Source organism: Longimicrobium sp., assembly GCA_036377595.1.
In the GTDB taxonomy this organism is placed as follows: domain Bacteria; phylum Gemmatimonadota; class Gemmatimonadetes; order Longimicrobiales; family Longimicrobiaceae; genus Longimicrobium.
The window spans coordinates 23,249-44,932 of the sequence record DASUYB010000037.1; the positions used below are offsets into that span (position 1 = coordinate 23,249).

The window sequence follows — 21,684 nt, forward strand, 5'->3', positions numbered from 1 at the left end:
TAAGGAGATCGCCACGCGCCGACAAGCGTCTCCGGGACCGGATCGTCGCAGAAGATGGTGATGAGGGATACTGCTCCCGTCCCCGGATCGCGATGGGTCTCCGTGGGCGGATCACCGTTCCCCACGACGAGCCCCGACCCGCCGTGATGAAGGGGGCGGCGACAACTCATCCCCCGATTCCAGCCATCCAACCCTTTCGGCGAACGATTCATCCCATCGTGTGGCGTCGTTTTCGGTGCGCGGCGTCCAACCCTGAAACCGCCGGAACACTCCGCACGTAAGAGCAGGCGTCCTCCCGCGTGGCGGCCTCTCCGCCGCCCGCATCACACCGCAGGAGGCTCTCCATGAACCGTCTCCGCGCCGTCCTCCGATCGGGCATCCGCAACCCCGTGCCTGCCATGAAAATCGCATCGTACGCAGCACTCGCGCTGGCGCTGCTGGCATCGCCGCTGGCCGCCCAGCAGCCGACCCCCGGCGCCGCCCGGCCTCCCGGCGCGCCCCCGGGCCAGCCGCCCGCCGCCGGCCCCGGCGAGATCCGCGGCACCGTGGTCGACGCCACCAGCAACGCGCCCGTCTCCGCCGCCTCCGTGGCAGTGTGGAGCCGGGCCGACTCGGCGCTGGTGGCCGGCGCCATCGCCCGCCCCGACGGCAGCTTCCGCATCGAGGGGCTGCGGCCGGGGAGCTACTACCTGAAGGTGAGCATGATGGGGTTCGAGTCGCGCACCACCCCCACGCTCACCATCGAGGCCGCGTCGCCGCGCGTGAACGCGGGCGCCATCCGGCTGGCCCGCGGCGCCGTGGCGCTGCAGGGGATCACCGCCACCGGCGAGCGCCAGGCCGTGGCCATCGCCCCCGACCGCAACACCTACTCCACGCGCCAGGTCGCGCCCGCGGCGACGACGGCGAGCGAGGTGCTCGAGGCCGTTCCCTCGGTGCAGGTGGACGCCGACGGCAAGGTCAGCCTGCGCGGCAACGAGAACGTGGTGGTGCAGATCAACGGCCGCCCGTCGCCGCTGCGCGGGACGCAGCTGGCCGGGTACCTCAAGCAGCTTCCCGCCAACACGCTGGAGCGGGTGGAGGTCATCCCCAACCCGTCGGCCCGGCAGGATCCCGAGGGGATGGCGGGGATCATCAACATCGTCCTCAAGCAGAACGTGGACCTGGGCGTGAGCGGCGGGATGACGCTGGCCGCGTCCACCGCCGACCGCTACACCGCCGCCGGGAACCTGGGCTACCAGGTCGGCAAGGTCACGCTCTTCGCCAGCTACGGCTTCAACACCGACGACCGCTCGATGGCGGGGATCAACGACCGCACGCGCCTGGCCTCCAGCACGCCGCTGAGCTACACCGAGCAGGACCTGAGCGGGTCCAACGGCAACTGGGGCCACAACTTCAACGGCACCCTGGACTACCGGCTGAGCCAGCGGAACTCGCTCTACACCGGCCTCCAGGTGAACGTCCGTGGAGCGACCGACGCCTCGCTCAGCGACTACGACGAGCTCGACGCCACCCACTCGCTGATCGACCAGTACCAGCGCATCCGCGACTCCAACGCGAACGGCCGGATGTTCGACTTCAACGCGGGCTTCCGCCGCACCCTGCAGCCGCAGCGGCACGAGCTCACGGCCGAGGTGCGCTTCAACCGCGCCGAGGACGAAGACCGCACGAACCTGTGGCGGCAGCCGTTCGCCAGCACCACCACCCTGCTCGACCGGGAGGTCGACCGCACCGACGCGGTCACGCAGCAGCTGACCGCGCAGCTCGACTACACGCGCATGCTCGGCGAGCACACCAAGCTGGAGACGGGCTACAAGGGATACGCCCGCTGGCACGACCGCGACTTCAACGTGCTGAAGGACTCGCTGGGGACGGGCAACTGGACGCCCAGCGACCTCAGCAACGAGCTGGCGCTCGACGAGCAGGTGAACGCCGTCTACGGCGTGGTGAGCCAGACCGCGGGCAAGTTCGAGCTGCAGGGCGGGCTGCGCGCCGAGTACGCCGGGCGCACCTTCTCGCTGGCCAGCACCGGCGAGGAGTTCCCGCACGACTACTGGAGCGTGTTCCCCAGCGGGCTGGTCGCCTGGAACTTCAGCCAGCACGACCAGGTCAAGCTGAGCTACTCGCGCCGCATCCGCCGTCCGGGCACGCAGGAACTGAACCCGTTCCCGGTGTTCTTCGACCTGCAGAACGTCTTCCTGGGCAACCCGCAGCTGAACCCCGAGTACACCGACGCCGTCGAGCTGGGCTTCCAGCACTCGGCGCGGATCGGCTCGCTGCAGTTCTCGCCCTTCTATCGCCGCACCACCGACGTCATCCGCTTCATCGTCAACACGGCCGACACGGTGGCGGGGCGCGAGGTCACGTCGGTGAGCTTCAAGAACCTCGACACGGGCACCTCGTGGGGCGCCGACCTGAACGGCTCGCTGCGCTACGGTCCGTTCAGCGGGCTGGCGGGGCTCAACGTCTTCACCATGGTGACGGAGGGCGGGAGCGGCGAGGCCGACCTGGCGTCGCGGGCGGTGGCCTGGTCGGGGCGGGTGAACGGCACCTTCAACCTGTCCCCGCGCACCTCGCTCACGGCGATGTACTTCTACCGCTCGCCGATGAACATCGAGCGCGGCCGGTTCGACGCCTTCGGCTTCGCCAACTTCTCGCTGCGCCAGAAGGTGTACGGCGACAAGGCCACCGTCACCCTGCGCGTGTCGGACCCGTTCAACCAGCAGCGCTTCCGCGTCCGCGCGGGCGACGACAACATCATCCAGCTCACGGAGCGCCAGTTCACCTCGCGCGCGGTGCACGTGACCTTCCAGTACAACTTCGGCCGCCCGCCGCGCGCGCGCCCGCAGCGCCCGCAGGAGCAGCAGCCCCAGCCCGCCACCCCCTTCGGCGGCAGCTGAGGCGGGACGGTGGAAGCAGGCGGAACGACGAAGGGCCCCTCGCGCGAGGGGCCCTTCGTCATCCTGCATCGCTCGACGTGCCCCGGGCAGACCCGCGTCGGTCAGCCGCTGGCAATCGCCATCACCCGGCGCGATGGACCTGCCGGGGGGAACCAGTCGGAGTCACCCCGCCCTGCTCAGCTCCTCGCGAACCACCCGCCGCAGAAGCTCCTCGAGCGAATGCCGCTCGATGTGCTCGCGCAACGCGTTGTTGATGAGCGTCTGGTAGTTGCCGCCGCCGGCGCGGTTCACCTGGTCGCGGAACCAGTCCAGCACCTCGTCGTCGAGGCGGATGGTGATGCGCGTTTTGCCTGGTGCCGTGGGGAACACTGCGCCACGGACACCCTTGGAGAGATCGTATTCGTCTTTCATGGCTCACCTGCGGCGTACAGCCGCGCTTCGGTGCGAGTGGCCTTGCGCGCGGAGATGATGCGAACGGCGTCTCCACGCCACGTATACGCAACACCAACCAGTCGGCCCAGCGCATCCATCCCGAACGTCACGTATCGTTCTTCTCCAGGATGATCGTCACCCAACGTAATCGCCCGAGGATCATCGAAGACGAACAGGGCATCGGCAATATCGACCCCGTGCTTCGCGAGGTTAACCGCCGCCTTCCCGTCGTCCCACTCGAATTCGGCCTCGCCAAATGTATGCACGATTGTACACCTCCGTCAAGGGTGGAGCACAACATGGGGAAAGGGCCCGACAAATCCTCCAAAACGCACCGGCCCCGCGCAGTGCGAGGCCGGTCGTTCGTTCGGCAGATCCGAGGGACGGTTCACTCCGCCCATTTCGCTGGGAAAACTTAAGCAGCTCCGGGGAACCGTCAATGCGACGGCCGGCCATCAACAGAACACGGCCAGGGCTCGTACACTCGTGCGCACCGGTGGCGCGTTCGTCACTTCGCCGCGGCAGGGATTGCCAACGGGGCATTTCCTCCGACGAACCAAAAAGCAGACCGGCCCCGCTCATCGCGGGGCCGGTCCCTTCCATCGAGGATGTGGTTGGCGTGAGCCTACTTCGCCGCGCGGGCAGTGCCGTAGAGGATGGCCTTCTTCACCTCGCCGATGGCCTTCGTGATCTTGATCTCGCGGGGGCAGGCCTCGGTGCAGTTGAAGATGGTGCGGCAGCGCCAGACACCCTCGCGGTCGTTCAGCCGCTCCAGCCGCTCCTGCGCCGCGTCGTCGCGGCTGTCGAAGATGAAGCGGTGCGCGTTCACGATCGCGGCCGGTCCCACGAACTCCTCGTTGGCCCAGAAGCTGGGGCAGCTGGTGGTGCACGCCGCGCAGAGGATGCACTTGGTGGTGTCGTCGAAGCGCTCGCGGTCTTCCACGCTCTGCAGGCGCTCGCGCTCGGGGGGGCGGGCGTCGTTGATGAAGAAGGGGAGCACGGAGCGGTACTGCGCGAAGAACGGCTCCATGTCCACCACCAGGTCCTTGATCACCCGGAAGCCCATCAGCGGCTCCACGGTCACGCGGTCGCCCACGTCGCGCACCAGCACCTTGCAGGCGAGCCGGTTCACGCCGTTGATGCGCATCGCGTCGGACCCGCAGATCCCGTGGGCGCAGCTGCGGCGGTAGGTCAGGGCGCCGTCCTGGTACCACTTGACCATGTTCAGCGCGTCGAGCACGCGGTCGGTGGGCTCCACCTCCACCACGTGCTCCCGGTAGTACGGGACCTCGTCGGTCTCGGGATTGTAGCGCAGGATGCGAAGCGTCAGCCGGCTCATCAGTACACCCGCTCCTTGGGCTGGAACTTCGTGATCACCACGGGCTTGTAGGTGATGGAGAGCGACCCGTCGTCGCCGCGCGTGACCAGCGTGTGCTTCAGCCAGTTCACGTCGTCGCGCTTCTCGTAGTCCTCGCGCATGTGGGCGCCGCGGCTCTCGGTGCGGTTCAGCGCGCCCAGCGTGGCCACCTCGGCCAGGTCGAGCAGGTTCCCCAGCTCCCACGCCTCCAGCAGGTCGGTGTTGAAGGCGCGCCCCGTGTCCATCACCCCCACCTTCTGGTAGCGCTCCTTCAGCTCGCGCACCTTCGCCAGCGCCTCCGTCATCCCCGGGCCGTTGCGGCTGATGCCGACGTCGTCCTGCATCACGTCCTGCATCTCCTCCCTCAGCTTCGCCGCCGGCTCGCCGCCCTGGTTGGAGAGGAGGCGGCCGAACTGCTCCTCCACCCGCGCCGTGGGGTCGGGCGGAAGCTCGGGCATGTCGGCCGTCTCGCAGAAGCGCGCCATCTCGATCCCCCCGCGCCGGCCGAAGACGACCAGGTCCAGCAGCGAGTTCGTCCCCAGGCGATTCGCCCCGTGCACGGAGACGCAGGCGCACTCCCCCGCGGCGAAGAGGCCGGGGAGGATGGTGTTCTCGGCGTCGATCACCGCGCGGCACCAGGCGTCGGTGGGGATGCCGCCCATCGCGTAGTGCGCGGTGGGCTGGATGGGCATCGGCTCCTTCACCGGGTCCACGCCGAGATACGTCCGGCAGAAGTCGGCGATGTCGGGGAGCTTGTTCTCGATCACGTCCGCACCGAGATGGGTCGCGTCGAGGTAGACGTACTTCTTCCCCCCGATCCCCCGCCCCTCGCGGATCTCCTTGTGAATCGCGCGGGCCACCACGTCGCGCGACGCGAGGTCCTTCATCGTCGGCGCGTAGCGCTCCATGAAGCGCTCGCCGTGGTCGTTGCGCAGCACGCCGCCCTCGCCGCGCACGCCCTCGGTGATCAGGATCCCCAGCCGGTAGATCCCCGTGGGGTGGAACTGGTAGAACTCCATGTCCTCCAGCGGCACCCCGGCGCGGAGCGCCACGGCCACCCCGTCGCCCGTGTTGGCGTGCGCGTTGGAGGTGATGGACCAGATGCGGCCGAATCCCCCCGTCGCGAACTCCACCGCCTTCGCGTGGAAGACGTGCAGGTCGCCGGTATGCACGTGCCAGGCGACCACGCCGGCGCAGCGGCCGTCGTGGATCAGCACGTCGACTACCTGGAACTCGTCGTAGAAGTCGACGCCGTTCTTGATGCAGTTCTGGTAGAGCGTCTGCAGGATCATGTGCCCGGTGCGGTCGGCCGCGTAGCACGACCGGCGCACCGGCCCCTGCCCGAAGTGGTGCGTGTGCCCGCCGAACGGCCGCTGGGCGATCTTCCCGTCCGCCGTCCGCGAGAAGGGGAGTCCCATGTGCTCCAGCTCGATGATGACGGGAACCGCCTCCTCGCACATGGTCTCGATGGCGTCCTGGTCGCCCAGGTAGTCCGACCCCTTCACGGTGTCGAACGCGTGCCACTCGGGGTGGTCTTCCTCGAGGTTCGCCAGCGCGGCGCAGATGCCGCCCTGCGCGGCCCCCGTGTGCGAGCGCGTGGGGTAGAGCTTGGAGATGACCGCCGTGCGGAGGTTCGGGTTGCGGGAGAGGTAGATGGCCGTCATCAGCCCCGCCCCGCCGCCGCCCACCACCAGGGCGTCGTAGGTGTGCGTGTGGATCATGCCGGGTGCGCGGGGACCGCGGGGTTGAACGTCAGCAGCGCGAAGATCCCCCAGGCCAGCGAGGCCAGGACGATCGCGTAGAGCACCACCTTGGTCGCCACGCGCGGGCCCGGGCGGCGGACGTAGTCCTCGATCGAGTACCGCAGCCCGTTCAGCCCGTGCAGCATGGCGAAGGTGATGAGCCCCACGTTGAACAGGCGCCAGAACGGGTTGGTCCAGCGCTCGCGGACCAGGTTCGAATCCAGGTGCTCCACGCCCACGACCAGGTTCCACCAGGTCAGGTGGTAGAGCGCCATGAACACCAGGACCAGCCCGCTGATGCGCATGAAGAACCACGCGTACAGCTCGAAGTTGCTGCGCTGGTCCCGCTTCGGGCGGTCGTAGCCGCCGCGCGGGTTGCGGACGAGCGAGCTCATGGCCGCACCTCCGTGGCCGGCGGGGTGGCGGCCGGCGGCTGGGCGGGGCCGCGGTAGTCGGAGATGTCGGGGTTGGCCGCCCGCATCCGCGCCTCGTGCCGCGCCGTCCCCGGCTCGTCGCGCAGGCCGAAGAGCGGGGCCAGCATGATCCAGGCGACGGGGAGGATCAGGATCACCGCCGCGCCGACCGCCGCCAGGGAGAGCCTGCGCTGGTGCAGCATGGTCGCCGGCCAGAAGTCCTGCACGATGATGCGCAGCCCGTTCAGCGCGTGGAAGAGCACGGAGAAGAAGATCAGCAGCTCGGCGACGCGGAACAGCGGGTTGCGGTAGATGTCCAGCGCGTGGTCGTACAGCCCCGGCCAGTAGATGACGATGGCCGTGTCGATCACGTGGATGATCAGGAAGAGGAGGATGCCCAGGCCGGTGGCCCGGTGCAGGAGCCAGGTCCACATCCCCTCGCGGCCGCGGTAGCGGAGCGCGGTCCACATCCCGCGGACCTTGTGCGCCGTGCCCATCGTATCGGTTCTCCGTGTGAACGGAAATTCGCCCCGGCCGCCATGGACAGACGCCGCGCACCCGGCCGTGCGGGGCGCGGCGCGCGTCCACCGGCGGCGCTCGTTACTGGACCAGCTTCATCGGCTCGAGGACCGCGTCGGCGCTGGCCTGGAGCGCGGCGCGCTCGTCGTCGGTCAGCTCCACCTCGATCACCTTCTCCACCCCGTTCCGGCCCAGGAGGACGGGGACGCCGAGGAACAGGTCGTTGAAGCCGTACTCGCCCTGCAGCCACGCGGCACAGGGGAGGATGCGCTTCTTGTCCTTGACGATGGCCTCGGCCATCTGCACCGCGCCGGCGCTGGGCGCGTAGTACGCCGACCCGGTCTTCAGGAAGCCCACGATCTCCGCGCCGCCGGTGCGGGTGCGCTGCACGATGGCATCCAGCTTGTCCTTCGCGATCAGCTGGGTGACGGGGATGCCGCTGACGGTGGTGTAGGAGATAAGCGGCACCATGGTGTCGCCGTGGCCGCCCAGCACCATGGCCTGGATGTCCTCGACGCTGACGCCGATCTCCATGGCCAGGAAGGCGCGGTAGCGGGCGGTGTCGAGCACTCCGGCCATCCCCACCACGCGCTCGCGGGGGAAGCCGCTGGCCTTCATCGCCACGTAGCACATCACGTCCAGCGGGTTGCTGACCATGATGATGATGGCGTTGGGGCTGACGCGGGCGATGTTCTCGCTGACCTGGCGGACGATGTTGGCGTTGGTGTTCAGCAGGTCGTCGCGGCTCATCCCCGGCTTCCGGGCGATGCCGGCGGTGACGATGTAGATGCCGCTCCCCGCGCTCTCCTCGTAGCCGTTGGTGCCGATCACGCGGCTGTCGAAGCCCTCGATGGGCGCCGACTGCCACTGGTCCAGTCCCTTCCCCTGCGGGATCCCCTCCACGACGTCGATCAGCACCACCTCGCGCGCCAGCTCCTTCTCGGCGACGCGCTGGGCGGCGGTGGCACCCACGTTCCCCGCCCCCACGACCGTAATCTTGTCCATGACCCGTTCTGGTTCTCTGTGCGTTTTTGGTGGCCCGCGCGCGCAAAGCGCCCTCGGGCGCGGGGAACATAGACCGCGCTCCGGGGCGTGTCAAACGCACTCGGGTATCACCGTCAACCGGGTACAACGAAGGGGGATCGGGGGGTGATGGTGGAGATTCGGGGCTGCTCGGAAGCAGGTGGCGAGGGGTGATTGGAATCGCTGCAACAACAGCCGAAGTCCGCCTTTGCGCACTCTCCGCAACGGGGAAATCTCCGCCCGCAACGCCTGGGTTCATGAACTGATTCATCACACGGAGGGAACGGAGGAAACGGAGGGAGATCGGCCCCGCACCATCACCCCTCCGTTTCCTCCGTTCCCTCCGTGTGATCCCCATCTTTTGAATTTCGGTTCCTCAGCGCGACACCTGCCGGATCGCCTCGTACAGCGCAATGCCGACGGCCGTGGCGAGGTTCAGCGAGCGAGCGCCGTCGCGCATGGGGATGCGCAGGCAGCGGGACGGGTCGCGCGCGAGCAGGTCGTCGGGGAGGCCGCGCGACTCGGGGCCGAAGAGGAGCGCGTCGCCGGGCGCGAAGTCGGCGTTCCACAGCGTGCGCTCGGCCTTCGTGGACAGCATCCACACGCGCCGGCCGGCGACCGCCTGCTCGAAGTCCACCCAGGCGACGTGGTGCGTGTAGTCCACCTCGTCCCAATAATCCATCACCGCGCGTTTCGCCTTCGGGTGATGGAAGGAGAAGCCGAGGCGGCCGATCAGGTGCAGCGGCGTGCCCGTGGCCCCGCAGAGGCGCGCGACGTTGCCGGCGTTCGGCGGGATCTCGGGCTCGTACAGGGCGACGTGCAGCGGATCGGCGAGCGGAAGGAGCGGCATCGGCGCACGAGGGTTCGGGTGATCGCGCCGACAATCTGCCATGCCTCGCCCGTTGTCGCATCCTGCTGCCGCGTTTAGCTTTCCGCGCCCCGTCACCCTCGATCGAATCACCGACATCCGATCTCCGATCCCGCGATGAAGATCCTCTCGATTCTCCTGGCGCTCGTCGCGGCCGCTCCGCTCGCGGCGCAGCAGCCGGCGCTGCCGAACAACGGCCCGTTCACCCAGCCGCCGCAGTTGCTGAACCGCGACGAGGTGCAGCGGCTGGCGGAAGCCAGCTACCCGGCGGAGCTCAAGGCGCAGGGGTTCGGCGGCACGCCCACCGTGCGCCTGTTCGTGGATGCGGACGGAACGGTGAAGCAGGTCCGGCTGGACCGCTCCAGCGCCCTGCCGCCGCTGGATTCGGCGGCGCTGAAGGTGGCGGAGGCGATGCGCTTTGCCCCCGCGCGCGACGGCGACCGCCCGGTGCACCTGTGGATCACGCTGCCGGTGGAGTTCAGCCTGAACCTTCCCACGCCCACCGCGGTTGCCACGCCGCCGCGGACCGCCAACCTGTACGACGTGGAGCGCGAGATCGGGCGCGTTCTGAACGACCGCCAGCTCCGGCACGACCGCAACCCCATCGTCCGCATCTACGTGGGCGCCGACGGGGTGCCGCAGGCATTCGACCTGGCCGAGCCCAGCGGCGACCGCGGGCTGGACTACGCCGCCCTGCGCGCCGCCATGAAGGCGCGCTTCGAGCCGGCCCGCGACGCCGCCGGCCAGCCCGTCGCCGTGTGGGTGCGCGTCGAAGTCCGCCCGCACCGCTGACGCACCCGGCGAGCACGACGCAGCCCCTCCGCGACTCGGATCTCGGAGGGGCTGCTGGTTTTGTGGAGATGGCGATCCGTCGCGTCAGCCGATCGCGCGGCGGTGGAAGGTGCGCAGGCCGATGGCGCCGAAGCCGGCGGTGAGCACCAGCAGCATCGCCATCACCACCGCGAGCGGCATGTGCGGCGCCGACGGGGTGAGCGAGGCGCGCATCCCCTCGGAGACGTAGACCAGCGGGTTGACCAGCACGAGGTACTTGACCACGGGGACGGCGTCGAGCCCGCGCCACGGGTAGTAGGTGCAGCCGAAGAAGATCATCGGCGCCACGATCATGCTGAACATCAGCCCGATGTGCTGCGGCTGCACCGCCGTCCCCAGCAGCAGCCCCATCGACGAGAACGCCGCCGCGCCGAGCGTGGCCACCGCGACGACCTCGCCCGCGTGCGACAACGTGAGCCCGGGGATCGACCCCATGATCAGCCGCGCCACGGGGAGGACGAAGAGCGCGGAGACCAGCCCCTGCAGCACCCCCGCGACGATCTTCTCCACCGCCACCAGCCACGTGGGGATGGGCGCCAGCAGCCGGTCCTCGATCTCCCTGGTGGCGGCGAAGTCCACCACCATCGGCAGGGAGACGGCCTGTACCGCGGCCATCGCCAGGCTCACCGCCAGCACGCCGGGCAGCAGCGTGGCCGTGTAGCCGCGGTTGGTGAAGCCCATCTTCGGCAGCATCCACCCGAACACGGTGACGAACAGGATCGGCTGCAGCGCCGTTCGCGCCAGGAACGCCGGCAATTCCTTCCGGGCCACGCGCAGGTCGCGCCGGAGCAGCGCGCCGAACACCCGCAGCGGGCTCACGCGGGGCGCGTGGTGCGGCGCGTCCGCGGCCATGGCGAGTGTCGTCATGCCAGCTTCCTTCCGGTCAGGGAGATGAACAGCGTCTCGAGCGACGGCCGCTGCAGCTGGATGTCGCGCACCGCGCGCCCACCCGACTCCGCCGATGCGATCAGCGCGGGGATCATCTCGCCGCCCCGCGGGCTGAACACGCGCAGCACCGGCCCGCGCGCCTCCGCCCGGTCCACGCCGGCGACGGCGGATGCCGCGTCGACCAGGTCGGACGCATCCCCGTCCACCGTCAGCTCGACGAGCGTGCCGCCGGGCGCCTGGCCGCGGAGCGCGGCGGGCGTGTCGAGCGCCAGCAGCTTCCCCTGGTCGATGATGGCGATGCGGTCGCAGAGCTGGTCGGCCTCCTCCATGTAGTGCGTGGTCATCACGATGGTGCGCCCCTGCGCGTGCAGCTCGCGCAGAATCTCCCACAGCCCCAGCCGCGCGGCGGGGTCGAGCCCCACCGTGGGCTCGTCGAGGAAGACGACCTTCGGCTCGTGCACCAGCGCCCGCGCGATCATCAGCCGCTGCTGCTGCCCGCCGGAAAGCGCGTCCACCTTCGCCCCCGCCTTGTCCGCGAAGCCGAGGCGCTCCATCAGCCCCATCGCCCGCGGCAGCGCCACGGCGCGCGGGATGCCGAAGTACGAGGCGTGGAAAAGCAGGTTCTCCAGCACGTTGAGCGCGCGGTCGGGGTTGGGCCGCTGCGGCACCACCCCGATCCGCCGCCGCACCTCCACCGGGTGCGCGGAGACTTCGACGCCGTCCACGCGCGCCTGTCCCCCGCTCGGCCGCACGCGCGTGGTGAGGATGCCGATCGTCGTCGTCTTCCCCGCCCCGTTCGGCCCCAGCATCCCGAAGAACTCGCCGTGCCCCACGCGCAGGTCCAGCCCGTCGAGCGCCAGCACGCCGGGCGACGTCGGCGCCTTGGCCCGCCGCTGCCCCGGCACCTTCGGCGCGGGATACACCTTCCGCAGCCCCACCGTCTCGATCGCCGCGTCCATGCTCTCTCGTGGAAGTAATTGAGATAGTGGGAGTTAGATGTCATCGTGAGGCTTGGCCCCACCGAAGCCGCGTCGCACGAGCGGTTCAGGCCGAACGGTCGACCGCCTCACTCCGTACAACAAACTCGCCGTCGCGACTGAGGAAGTCTCCCGGCGATGACCGGCCGTTATGCTTGCATCTCCATCCGGCCACGAGCAGATTGCGAACATGGATTCGCATCCCACCATACGCGAATCTAGATTCACATTTCTGCCGGGTCAAGTCTCTTGTCGGATCTCGATCCCGAATCCGCATCTCCCCCGATCCACGTTCCGCGGCAGGCGCGCAGCCGCGAGACGCTCTCGCGCCTGCTCGACGCCGCCGAGGCGGTGCTGGCGGAGGGCGGGCTGGATGCGGCCACGGTGCCGGGCATCGCCCAGCGCGCGGGGCTGTCGGTGGGCGCGGTGTATCGCCGCTTCGCGGACAAGGACGCGCTGCTGCGCGCGGTCTACTTCCGCATGTTCGAGCGGATGCGCGAGCAGAACGAGACGACGATGGACCCGGAGCTGTTCCGCGACGTGCCGCTGGAGACGGTGCTGCCGGCGATCGTGCGGGGGATCGTGCAGCACTACCGCCAGCACCGCACGCTGATGCAGGCGCTGATGCAGTACGCCGACACGCACGCCGACGCCGAGTTCCGCCGCCGCGCCGCCGAGCTGAACGGCGCCGCGCTCTCGCGCCTGGCCGCCATCGTCACCTCGAAGCGCGACCAGATGCGCCACCCGGACCCGGAAGGCGCGGTGCGCTTCGCGCTGCTGACGGTGGGGCTGGTGCTGCGCGGCGTGCTGCTGAGCGACCAGGCGCCGCCCGGCTTCCTGCTCGGCGGGGACGTCAGCATCGAGGACGAGCTGACGCGGATGGTGATGGGCTATCTGGGGGTGGAGGGCGGGTCGAAATCCAGCCAGGGATTGCAGCCGGGCTGACACTCTTCCCACGCATCACCCGTGAATTCCCGGCCAACGGGTGGACCCCAGTCGATCTCGCCGTGGCGGTTCTCGGGCGTGACGAGCGCGATCATCTCATCCAACGAGAGCTTGCGTTCGACGATGAGCTGGCCGTTCGCAACGCTCAACTCGACCTCGCCGCCGTCCTTCAGTCCAACCGCCTCCGCAATCTCGTCAGGGATGCGGATCGCGAGGCTGTCACCCCACTTCACGATTCTTTCACGCATCGGCGCTCTCCAGTGCACGTGAACCGCAACAATAATGTACGAAGGGTAAAGTGGTCGATCTGTCCAGTCAACCGTACCGGACAGGTGCAAAAAGGCAGGCTGTCGTTTGGGGGAGATTATAGATCCTTCGGCCGCCGCAAGAGATCGGTGCGGAGGAGATTACGGTGCAGCGGCGGCGCTCAGGATGACGTCTTCGTAGAGGCAGGACCCGGATCGGCAATCAGCCGCCCACCTGCGACAGCGCCAGCAGCCCGCCGCTACCCTCGTCACTGCCCTGGACGAGCCAGTGGCGCTCGGGCTTGATGCGCAGCGTGTGGCGGACGAGCGGCTCGATGGGCTCGCCGCGGCGGAGAGGGTCGCGGAGGTTGGTCTGGATGGAGCCGAACAGGCACGGGCGCAGCTGCCCGTCGGCCGTCAGGCGCATGCGGTTGCACGTGCCGCAGTAATTGTGGCTCATCGGGGTGATCACGCCCACCGTCCCCGCCGCGCCGGGGAAGGCGAAGTAGCGCGCCGGCCCGTTCCCCGGCGGCCCGGCGACGGGCTCCAGCGCGCCGATGCCGCGCACCCGCTCCAGGACCTCGTCCGACGAGACGAACTCGTCGCGCGAGACGCCCAGGTTGTCGCCGGTGGGCATCACCTCGATGAAGCGCACGTGCCAGGGCCGCTCGCGCGTGACCGCGGCGAAATCCGCCACCTCGTCGTCGTTGCGGCCCCGCATCACCACGCAGTTGATCTTGATGGGCGCGAACCCCGCGCGCTCGGCGGCGTCCAGCCCGCGCAGGATGGCCTCCGCGCTCCCCGGCCGCCGGGCGATGGCGTCGATGCGCTCGGGCCGCAGCGAGTCGAGCGACACGTTCAGCCGGTCCACCCCGGCCGCGCGCAGCTCGTCCGCCATCTCCGTCAGCAGCACCGCGTTGGTGGAGAGGGCCACGTCCACGATCCCGTCCACCGCGCGGATCTGGCGGACCAGCGACGGGAGGTCGCGGCGCACCAGCGGCTCGCCGCCGGTGATGCGCACCTTGCGCAGCCCCATCCCCGCCATCACCCGCACCACCTCCGCGATCTCCTCGTAGCTCAGCAGCTGGTCGCGCCGCAGCCAGGGGAGCCCCTCCTCGGGCATGCAGTAGACGCAGCGCAGGTTGCACTTGTCGGTGACGGAGATGCGCAGGTACTCGATGCGCCGCCCGAAGCCGTCGTGCATGGGCCCGCTCCCGGGCACCTCGCGCTCCGCGGCGATGGGGATGCCGCCGCCGATCTGCACCAGCGCGCTCACAGCGGCCTCCCGCCCAGCCCGGCCTCGGGCGCGAAGCCGGCCACCCAGTCGCTGTCGCCGTCGGTGTAGCCCTCGCGCTTCCAGATGGGCACGCGCTTCTTCAGCTCCTCGATCACGTAGCGGCTGGCCTCGTACGCCTCCCCGCGGTGCGGCGCGGCCACGCAGATGGCCACGCTCGCCTCGCCGATCGCCAGGCGGCCGACGCGGTGCACCACGCGCACGTCGCCCACGCCGAAGCGCGAGATGGCTTCCTCCGCGATGCGGTGCATCATGCGCTCGGCCATGTCGGCATAGGCGTGGTACTCCAGGTGGCTCACCGGACGGCCGTCGTTCTCGTTGCGGACGACGCCCCAGAACAGCAGCGCCGCGCCGTCATCGGGCGACACGCCGTCGGCCAGGAGGCGCGCGGCGTCGAGCGGCTGGTCGGTGACGGCGGCGTACGCGGCGGCCACGCTCACCCCCCCGCGACGGGCGGGATGAACGCTACCTCGTCGCCGTCGCGGAGCGGCGTGTCGCCGGGCGCGTAGTCCATGTTCACCGCGACGACGGGAGATGCGGGAAGCTTCGACAGACCGTTGCCGCCCGCGCGCAGCCGCGCCACCAGGTCCGCCACGCGCGCGCCGTCCGGGAGCTCGACGGAGAGCTCATCGGCGCCGGCGAAGTCGCGGTACTGGGCGAAGAAGAGCGAGCGGACGATCATCGGCGGTGCGGCTCGGTCAGGGACGGGTGATTGGAAGACGATAACCAAGGGGAGGTTACACCGCCACCGAAGCGGGGTTCGGCGGCGGATGCGCTCGAACCGGAAAACCCACGGCAACGGTGGAAGGATGGAGATCGGGCGGCGGCCGGCCTTCCCGCCGCCCTCGTTCGTCTCAGCACGTCGTGTTGCAGGATTCGTTGCAGGTCGGATATCCCCACGGGCAGGTGGGGTTGTCGGAGCAGACGTACGGATCGCACGTGGGCGCGCATGGCTGCGTGTACGTTTCGGAGCAGGCAATCACCATGCTGTTGCAATCGTGCGAGCAGCCGAAATCCGACGTGTTCGCGTACCCCCGCACCGTCCGCCTCTGCGCTTCCGCCGCCGACGTGACGAACGAATCGACCCGGAGATCCTCGAGCTTCAGCTTCTTCATGCCGCTCTCCATCGTAAAGGAAACGTCGCACAAGAAATGGTCACAGAAACAGTATGTCCCGAATCGCGCGGCAATCAAGGTTTTTCATCGCGCGCGCCACGGCGAATGAACTCAGCCGACAGATGCGGTCTCCCGGCGCGCCTTCTCGGCCAGGCGCTCGCGGATGCTGGCGGCGATGACCTCGATGCCGGCGGTGTTCTGGCCGCCGCGCGGGAGGATGACGTCGGCGTAGCGCTTGGTGGGCTCCACGAACTCGAAGTGCATGGGGCGCACGGTCTTGAGATACTGGTCGATCACCGACTCCAGCGCCCGCCCGCGCTCCTCCAGGTCACGCCGCAGCCGGCGGATGAAGCGCACGTCGGCCTCGGTGTCGACGAAGATCTTCAGGTCGAACATCTCCCGCAGCCGCGCATCAGCGAACAGGAGGATGCCGTCGACCAGGATCACGTCGCGCGGCTGCACGCGGATGCTCTCGGGCGCGCGCGTGTGGCGGGTGAAGTCGTACACCGGCTTCTCGATGGCCTCGCCCGCGATGAGCCGCTCGAGGTGGTGGATGAGGAGCGCGGTGTCGAGCGAGTCCGGGTGGTCGAAGTTGATGCGCTGCCGCTCTTCGATCGAAAGATCGCCGAGCTCCTTGTAGTACGAGTCGTAGTCCAGGAACACGGCCGAGTCCAGGTGCAGCGACTGGTAGATCCGCCGCGCCACGGTGGTCTTCCCCGAGCCGGTGCCCCCGGCGATGCCGATCAGGAACGGTTTCATCCGAACGAAAGTGCTGAGTGCTGAGTCACGGCTGCGCGGCGGGAACTTGCCGGGGAGGAGGGGATGGAGCAAGGCTGGGGGATGGAGATGGAGCAGTCGGCTGGGAGATATGGCGATGGCGCGGCCGCGGTGCGGAGGCCCTCTCCCCCCGACCCCCTCCCCCAAAACAGCCTGGGGGAGGGCGAGACCTCAGGTCGGAGAGAACGTTCGGTTCGGGTAGGATGGATCGGCCGGCAGTTACAACAGCAGAAGGCCCGCGAACCGTTGCCGGTTCGCGGGCCTTCGATTGTCCAGTTGGAAAACGTCAGGCGGTGAAGGAGCTGCCGCAGCCGCAGCCGCCGGTGGCGTTCGGGTTGTTGAAGGTGAAGCCGCTCCCCTGGAAGGTCGACACGTAGTCGATCTCCGTGCCCTGCAGGTACTGCAGGGAGAACGGGTCCACGAACAGGCGGATCCCCTGCGACTCGAAGGTCATGTCGTCGTCGCCGGGCTCGTCCTCGATGTTCAGGCCGTACTGGAAGCCCGAGCACCCGCCCGGCAGAACGCCCACCCGCAGCCCCGCGTTCTCGGCGGCGCCCTGCTCCTCGATGTATCGGCGAACCTCGCTGGCCGCCAGCGGCGTCAGGAGGACGGGGCTCGCCGGCGCCTCGGTGTTGACCGCCGTCACGCTCTCAGTCTGCATCGCTGCCCCCGGTTTTCTGAAGTTCAGGCGGAACCCAAGTCCCGCTCCATCAACAACTTGTACCCTCCGGAGACCCGCAGGTTTCGCGCCGCGAAGGCGCCCCGGAAGAGTTGGTTCACCCGTGAAGTATGTCGCAGCCCCGCGGGCGCGTCAATCCTCGCGCAAGCGGCGCGGCGCCGACCCGTTTGGGCGCCCCGGTAGCGCCGCATCCCGCCCGCCGATCCCCACCCGCGGGGCAGACGCGGCTTCATCTCCGGCGCGGAGCGCGTTAGGTTGCGTCGATCCCTCTACACGCTTCCCCTCGCCCCACGGCCGCATGCGGCGAAGCTTCCTGGGCCCGTTCCTGCTCGGCGCGCTCACCATGCTCCTGCTGGTGATTTTGGTCGTCTGGGCCGTGCCGGGGTGGCTTCCCCGCGGCGGGATCGTGATCCGCATCGGCCCGGCCGCGCCTTCCGCCCCCGCCCCGGCCGCCGCCCCGCGGCCGCCCGAGCGCCCGGCTCCGACGCCCGCGCCGGTCGCCGCACCGCCCGTCCCACCCGCCGCGCCGCCCGTCCAGCCCGCCGCTCCGGCCGACACCGCGGCGCCTCCCCGCGCGGCGGCGCCGGGACAGCTCCTGGTGCCCGTGCAGGGGGTGAAGCCGTCGCAGCTCACCGACACCTACACGCAGGCGCGCGGGCAGGGGCGCGTGCACGACGCCATCGACATCCGCGCGGCGCGGGGAACGCCGGTGCTGGCGGCGGCCGACGGCACGGTGCTCAAGCTCTTCAACAGCGAGCGCGGCGGGATCACCCTGTACGAGCTGGGACCCGACGGGCACACGATCTACTACTACGCGCACCTGGACCGCTACGCGCCCGGCATGGACGAGGGGAGAAGGCTGCGCCAGGGCGACGTGATCGGATACGTGGGGCACAGCGGGAACGCCGGCGCCGGAAACGACCACCTGCACTTCGAGATCACCACCGCCGCCGACCCCCGGCGGTGGTGGGCCGGTACGCCGCAGAACCCGTATCCGCTGCTGCGGCGCGGCATCAGCCGCTGATCGCCCCGTCCGACGGCCTCCTCTCCCACCGTCCCTCCGTACCCGCCCCGCCTCCCGCGCACGGTGCATTTCCCTACCGCGCGCCCCATGGGCTGCCCCACAAGAATCTCCCGACACACCCGACTTACGCGCCCCCCTCCCGGCGGTATCCTCGACGCGAACGCTGCGACTGCACGGAGGAGGCGACGATGACACGCATGGACGGACCGATCCGCATCGCGGGGCTCTCGCTGGCACTGGCGGCGCTGGCGGGCTCCGCGATGGCCCAGGCGCCGCGCGGCGCGTTCCCTTTCGCGCCCGGCGAGGCGTGCACCTACCGCGGCAGCGGGCCGCTGGGGCGCATGGGAAGCGGCACCTTCGCGGTGGACCCCGAGCAGGTGGACGGGCGCGGGGTGTACCTGCTGCGCTTCGACTTCCGCGGCCGCATGGGGATCTTCGGGGTGGAGAACCACACCCGCAGCTGGTTCGATCCGGCCGAGACGGCGTCGTTCCACTTCACCAAGATGGAGCGCTCGCCGGTGTCCACGAAGCGCCAGGACGTGCGCATGGACGCGCAGGCGCGACGCTGGACCGGCGGCCAGCGCGAGGGCGGCGAGATGCCCACGGGCGCGCCGCTGGACGAGCTGTCGTTCGTCTACTTCCTGCGCACGCTGCGGCTGGAGGAGGGAGACAGCTACACCTTCACCCGCCACTACGACACCGCGCGCAACCCGGTGCGCGTGCGGGTGATCGGCCGCGGGCGGATCCGCGTGCCGGCGGGCGAGTTCACCGCCGTGGAGGTGGAGATGCGGGTGCGCGACGCGAACCACTACGGCCGCGAAGGGGTGATCCAGTTCCACTTCACCGACGACGCGCGGCGCATCCCCATCCGCATGGAGTCGCAGATCCCCGTGGCGGGGCGGATGGTGCTGTCGCTCGAGGCCATCACGCCGACCTGCGGCGGGGCGACGACAGCGGCGAGACCGGCGGATTGAACTGAAGAGCTGAGTGCTGAGTGCGGGGGATGGAACGCACTCTGACGTGCAATCGAGCGGAGCCGGCGGAGAACACCTCCATTGGCTCCGCTGGCGTTGTGGCATCGGGCGGAGATCGGGACGGGCGGGTAAACCCGCGGCTGGAACATTGGAAAGCCTCGCAAACTGCGCGAGGCTTCAACTGCTCGCGGACGCAATGGCGGCGCGGATGGCCGCTCACCTCACACGGCAGCCGACCCACAGCCTGCGCAGCAGGCTTCCCAATGTTCCAGCCGCGGGTTTACCCGCCCGACCCGGCCCCGCGTAAGGAAATTCCCCGCCACCCCCTCGCAGATCCCTTCCACAGCCCCGAACCCGGTAGTCCCCCGCCCCACCGCACGTTCGGCCCTTCGCCCCGCAAGGGATGCGGTTGCACGCCGACAAATGGGCACCCCGGCGAGGGCTAGACTTCTCGCCAGTTGGAAGCGCGAGGCCAACGGTGGCCGGCGCCAGTGGTGAAACCGGAAGGAGACTGAACGATGCGCAAGAGCCTTGTCGTGGGAACCCTGCTGGCGGTGCCGGCTCTCGCCGCGGCGGCGCTGGCTCCCCTTTCCCTGCAGCCCGGCAGCCGCGTGTGGGTGGACGGGACCTCCACCGCGCGCTCCTGGCACTGCGAGTCGACCCAGGCGGTGGGCAGCGCCGCGGCCAGCACCACCGAGCTGGCGCAGCTGGCCAACGTCGGCAGCGCCTCGGTGACGGTGCCGGTGGCCTCGCTCGACTGCCGCAACGGCACGATGAACGGCCACATGCGCACCGCGCTGAAGGCCCAGCAGGCCCCCGAGCTCCGCTTCCGCGCCACCTCGGTGCAGGTGACGCCCACCGGCGCCGACGCCGGGACGGTGGAGATGCAGGGCACGCTGTCCATCGCCGGCGCCGAGCGCCCGGTGACGATCAACGGCACGGTGGCGCGCGAGAACGGCCAGATCCGCGTCCGCGGGACCAAGCGGATCACCATGACGGAGTGGGGCGTCCGCCCGCCCTCGCTGATGCTGGGCGCGATGAAGGTGGCGCCGGCAGCCACGGTGGGGTTCGACGTGGTGCTGAAGCCCTGACGGTTGTAGACGGGCGGCGGAGCTGAACCGCCGCGCACGCAGTCCCGGGGGCGCACGTCCGCGCCCCCGAAGACCCGAGGCTCCCTGAGTGGAGACGGTACGATGAGAACCACGAATCGTGTGCTGCTTCCGGCCCTGCTGGCCGCCTTCGCGGCCGCGCCGGTTGCCGCGCAGTCCGAGACTCCCGGCGGCGGCACGCAGCCGGTTCCGAGCGAGTCCACCAAGGTCGAGACGACGCGCACCTTCGGCACCGCGCAGACCATCCCGATCCAGCACTTCCGCCCGATCGACAAGCGCGGGCTGAACATGTTCGAGGCGCCCAAGAACGACGCCGTGCAGTACGACGGGTTCAAGCTGATGCTGGGCGGCGCGTTCACCCAGGACTTCCAGACCATCAGCCACAGCAACACCGCCACGCCGAACGTGGTCAACAACGTCAACACCAACCAGCTGGCCGACATCGGCCCCGGCTTCAACAACGCGGTGGCCAACCTGTACCTGACGGCGCAGCTCGCCCGCGGCATCAGCGTGCACATGACGAGCTACCTGTCGAGCCGCCACCACAGCGAGACCTGGGTGAAGGACGGCTACCTGCAGATCGACGACTCGCCCATCGACGTGCCGCTGCTGAACAACATCATGCGGTACACCACGCTGAAGATCGGCGAGATGGAGGTGAACTACGGCGACTCGCACTTCCGCCGCACCGACAACGGGCTGGGGATGTACAACCCCTTCGTCGGCAACCTGATCATGGACGCCTTCACCACCGAGGCCGGCGGCGAGGTGTACGTGCAGCACAACGGGCTGCTGGGGATGTTCGGCGTGACGGCCGGCCAGCTGCACCCGGCGGTGACCAACCCGGGCGGCCGTACCCCCTCGTTCCTGGGCAAGGTGGGCTTCGACCGGCAGCTGACGCCCGACCTGCGGGTGCGCCTGACGGGCTCGGTGTACACCAACCGGCACTCGACCGAGCAGAACCTGTTCACGGGTGACCGCAGCGGCAGCAAGTACTACTTCGTGATGGAGAACACCGCGGCGACGGAGACTGGCAACTTCCGCTCGGGGATGCTGGGGCCCGGCATGAGCCACAAGATGACGTCGTGGGTGGTGAACCCCTTCGTGAAGTTCAACGGGCTGGAGCTGTTCGGGCTGATCGAGCAGGCCAAGGGCCGCACCAAGACCGAGACGGCCGAGCGCACCTGGAACCAGTTCGCCATCGACGGCACCTACCGGTTCCTCCCCGGCGAGCCCCTGTACGTGGCCGCCCGGTACAACACGGTGAGCGGGCCGCTGGCCGGCACGACGACGGACGTGGGCGCGGACCGCTGGCAGTTCGCGGCGGGGTGGTACGTGACGGACAACATCCTGCTGAAGGGTGAGTACATCACGCAGACCTACAACGGCTACGCGCCGACGCACATCCTGAACGGCGGCAAGTTCCACGGCTTCATCTTCGAGGGCGCGGTGGCCTTCTGATCGAAGCACCGACAGAACGAACTCACGCACAGGTGTGAAGCGGAGCGGGGGTCCCGATCGGGGCCCCCGCTCCGCTTTTTGTCTCACGCAGAGGCCGCAGAGGCCGCAGAGGGT

The 21,684-nt window shown here is 69.5% G+C and carries 24 protein-coding genes; 8 read left to right on the forward strand and 16 right to left on the reverse strand.

The window, feature by feature from the left end; genetic code table 11:
- Positions 1 to 398: 398 nt before the first annotated feature.
- Complete coding sequence (locus VF092_06085) at positions 399 to 2,897, forward strand: TonB-dependent receptor (protein ID HEX6746848.1); 2,499 nt, start codon at positions 399 to 401, stop codon at positions 2,895 to 2,897.
- 162 nt (positions 2,898 to 3,059) lie between these two features.
- On the opposite strand, the gene VF092_06090 is transcribed toward VF092_06085, so the two are convergent.
- From VF092_06090 to VF092_06125, 8 genes are all read right to left on the reverse strand, one after another.
- Positions 3,060 to 3,308: a BrnA antitoxin family protein gene (locus VF092_06090; protein HEX6746849.1), complete on the reverse strand. Its 249-nt coding sequence runs from the start codon at positions 3,306 to 3,308 to the stop codon at positions 3,060 to 3,062.
- Positions 3,305 to 3,595 carry a BrnT family toxin gene (locus VF092_06095; GenBank protein HEX6746850.1) on the reverse strand — a complete coding sequence of 97 codons (291 nt, stop codon included), beginning with the start codon at positions 3,593 to 3,595 and terminating at the stop codon, positions 3,305 to 3,307. The genes VF092_06090 and VF092_06095 overlap by 4 nt, the downstream gene beginning before the upstream one ends.
- A gap of 359 nt (positions 3,596 to 3,954) precedes the next feature.
- Positions 3,955 to 4,668 (reverse strand): succinate dehydrogenase iron-sulfur subunit, encoded by a 714-nt coding sequence (locus tag VF092_06100; protein HEX6746851.1) that lies wholly within the window; start codon positions 4,666 to 4,668, stop codon positions 3,955 to 3,957.
- Positions 4,668 to 6,407: a succinate dehydrogenase flavoprotein subunit gene (gene sdhA / locus VF092_06105; protein HEX6746852.1), complete on the reverse strand. Its 1,740-nt coding sequence runs from the start codon at positions 6,405 to 6,407 to the stop codon at positions 4,668 to 4,670. Before sdhA ends, VF092_06100 begins: the two co-directional genes overlap by 1 nt.
- Complete coding sequence (locus VF092_06110) at positions 6,404 to 6,823, reverse strand: hypothetical protein (protein HEX6746853.1); 420 nt, start codon at positions 6,821 to 6,823, stop codon at positions 6,404 to 6,406. The genes sdhA and VF092_06110 overlap by 4 nt, the downstream gene beginning before the upstream one ends.
- Entirely contained in the window at positions 6,820 to 7,338 is a 519-nt protein-coding gene (gene sdhC, locus VF092_06115) for a succinate dehydrogenase, cytochrome b556 subunit (GenBank protein HEX6746854.1), read from the reverse strand. The genes VF092_06110 and sdhC overlap by 4 nt, the downstream gene beginning before the upstream one ends.
- A 103-nt stretch (positions 7,339 to 7,441) precedes the next feature.
- Positions 7,442 to 8,365 (reverse strand): malate dehydrogenase, encoded by a 924-nt coding sequence (mdh, locus tag VF092_06120; protein HEX6746855.1) that lies wholly within the window; start codon positions 8,363 to 8,365, stop codon positions 7,442 to 7,444.
- A 394-nt stretch (positions 8,366 to 8,759) separates the two neighbouring features.
- Positions 8,760 to 9,233 carry a tRNA (cytidine(34)-2'-O)-methyltransferase gene (locus VF092_06125; GenBank protein ID HEX6746856.1) on the reverse strand — a complete coding sequence of 158 codons (474 nt, stop codon included), beginning with the start codon at positions 9,231 to 9,233 and terminating at the stop codon, positions 8,760 to 8,762.
- 135 nt (positions 9,234 to 9,368) lie between these two features.
- Here VF092_06125 and VF092_06130 point away from each other — a divergent pair, with 135 nt between their 5' ends.
- A complete protein-coding gene (locus VF092_06130; GenBank protein ID HEX6746857.1) occupies positions 9,369 to 10,043 on the forward strand; it encodes a TonB family protein in 675 nt (224 codons plus the stop codon).
- Positions 10,044 to 10,127: 84 nt separating this feature from the next.
- Here the strand turns inward: VF092_06130 and VF092_06135 are convergent, their stop codons facing one another.
- Both VF092_06135 and VF092_06140 read right to left on the reverse strand, forming a co-directional pair.
- Positions 10,128 to 10,949 (reverse strand): ABC transporter permease, encoded by an 822-nt coding sequence (locus tag VF092_06135; GenBank protein ID HEX6746858.1) that lies wholly within the window; start codon positions 10,947 to 10,949, stop codon positions 10,128 to 10,130.
- The gene (locus VF092_06140) at positions 10,946 to 11,929 is read right to left on the reverse strand and encodes an ABC transporter ATP-binding protein (GenBank protein HEX6746859.1); all 984 of its coding nucleotides are present in this window, start codon (positions 11,927 to 11,929) and stop codon (positions 10,946 to 10,948) included. Before VF092_06140 ends, VF092_06135 begins: the two co-directional genes overlap by 4 nt.
- A 267-nt stretch (positions 11,930 to 12,196) precedes the next feature.
- Between VF092_06140 and VF092_06145 the strand changes: the two genes are divergently transcribed.
- The gene (locus VF092_06145; GenBank protein ID HEX6746860.1) at positions 12,197 to 12,892 is read left to right on the forward strand and encodes a TetR/AcrR family transcriptional regulator; all 696 of its coding nucleotides are present in this window, start codon (positions 12,197 to 12,199) and stop codon (positions 12,890 to 12,892) included.
- Here VF092_06145 and VF092_06150 read toward each other — a convergent pair.
- The 4 genes from VF092_06150 to moaD all read right to left on the reverse strand — a co-directional run bounded on the left by VF092_06150 (position 12,838) and on the right by moaD (position 15,113).
- Complete coding sequence (locus VF092_06150; protein ID HEX6746861.1) at positions 12,838 to 13,140, reverse strand: AbrB/MazE/SpoVT family DNA-binding domain-containing protein; 303 nt, start codon at positions 13,138 to 13,140, stop codon at positions 12,838 to 12,840. The two genes, VF092_06145 and VF092_06150, sit on opposite strands and share 55 nt — an antisense overlap.
- Before the next feature lie 220 nt (positions 13,141 to 13,360).
- The gene (moaA, locus tag VF092_06155; protein HEX6746862.1) at positions 13,361 to 14,413 is read right to left on the reverse strand and encodes a GTP 3',8-cyclase MoaA; all 1,053 of its coding nucleotides are present in this window, start codon (positions 14,411 to 14,413) and stop codon (positions 13,361 to 13,363) included.
- Positions 14,410 to 14,871, reverse strand: coding sequence for a molybdenum cofactor biosynthesis protein MoaE (locus tag VF092_06160; protein HEX6746863.1), 462 nt, complete (start codon positions 14,869 to 14,871; stop codon positions 14,410 to 14,412). Before VF092_06160 ends, moaA begins: the two co-directional genes overlap by 4 nt.
- Positions 14,868 to 15,113 (reverse strand): molybdopterin converting factor subunit 1, encoded by a 246-nt coding sequence (gene moaD, locus VF092_06165; GenBank protein HEX6746864.1) that lies wholly within the window; start codon positions 15,111 to 15,113, stop codon positions 14,868 to 14,870. The genes VF092_06160 and moaD overlap by 4 nt, the downstream gene beginning before the upstream one ends.
- A gap of 230 nt (positions 15,114 to 15,343) precedes the next feature.
- On the opposite strand from moaD, the gene VF092_06170 reads away from it, so the two are divergent.
- Positions 15,344 to 15,655, forward strand: coding sequence for a hypothetical protein (locus VF092_06170; protein HEX6746865.1), 312 nt, complete (start codon positions 15,344 to 15,346; stop codon positions 15,653 to 15,655).
- A 2-nt stretch (positions 15,656 to 15,657) separates the two neighbouring features.
- Here VF092_06170 and udk read toward each other — a convergent pair whose 3' ends face one another.
- Both udk and erpA read right to left on the reverse strand, forming a co-directional pair.
- Positions 15,658 to 16,305, reverse strand: coding sequence for a uridine kinase (udk, locus tag VF092_06175; protein ID HEX6746866.1), 648 nt, complete (start codon positions 16,303 to 16,305; stop codon positions 15,658 to 15,660).
- A gap of 304 nt (positions 16,306 to 16,609) precedes the next feature.
- Positions 16,610 to 16,984, reverse strand: coding sequence for an iron-sulfur cluster insertion protein ErpA (erpA, locus tag VF092_06180; protein ID HEX6746867.1), 375 nt, complete (start codon positions 16,982 to 16,984; stop codon positions 16,610 to 16,612).
- Between the two features lie 316 nt (positions 16,985 to 17,300).
- On the opposite strand from erpA, the gene VF092_06185 reads away from it, so the two are divergent.
- From VF092_06185 to VF092_06200, 4 genes are all read left to right on the forward strand, one after another.
- Positions 17,301 to 18,026 (forward strand): M23 family metallopeptidase, encoded by a 726-nt coding sequence (locus VF092_06185; GenBank protein ID HEX6746868.1) that lies wholly within the window; start codon positions 17,301 to 17,303, stop codon positions 18,024 to 18,026.
- Between the two features lie 188 nt (positions 18,027 to 18,214).
- Positions 18,215 to 19,000, forward strand: a complete 786-nt coding sequence (locus tag VF092_06190) for a DUF3108 domain-containing protein (protein ID HEX6746869.1) — start codon at positions 18,215 to 18,217, stop codon at positions 18,998 to 19,000.
- 518 nt (positions 19,001 to 19,518) lie between these two features.
- Positions 19,519 to 20,091 (forward strand): YceI family protein, encoded by a 573-nt coding sequence (locus tag VF092_06195; protein ID HEX6746870.1) that lies wholly within the window; start codon positions 19,519 to 19,521, stop codon positions 20,089 to 20,091.
- 102 nt (positions 20,092 to 20,193) lie between these two features.
- Positions 20,194 to 21,570 carry a hypothetical protein gene (locus VF092_06200; protein HEX6746871.1) on the forward strand — a complete coding sequence of 459 codons (1,377 nt, stop codon included), beginning with the start codon at positions 20,194 to 20,196 and terminating at the stop codon, positions 21,568 to 21,570.
- Positions 21,571 to 21,684: the final 114 nt, after the last annotated feature.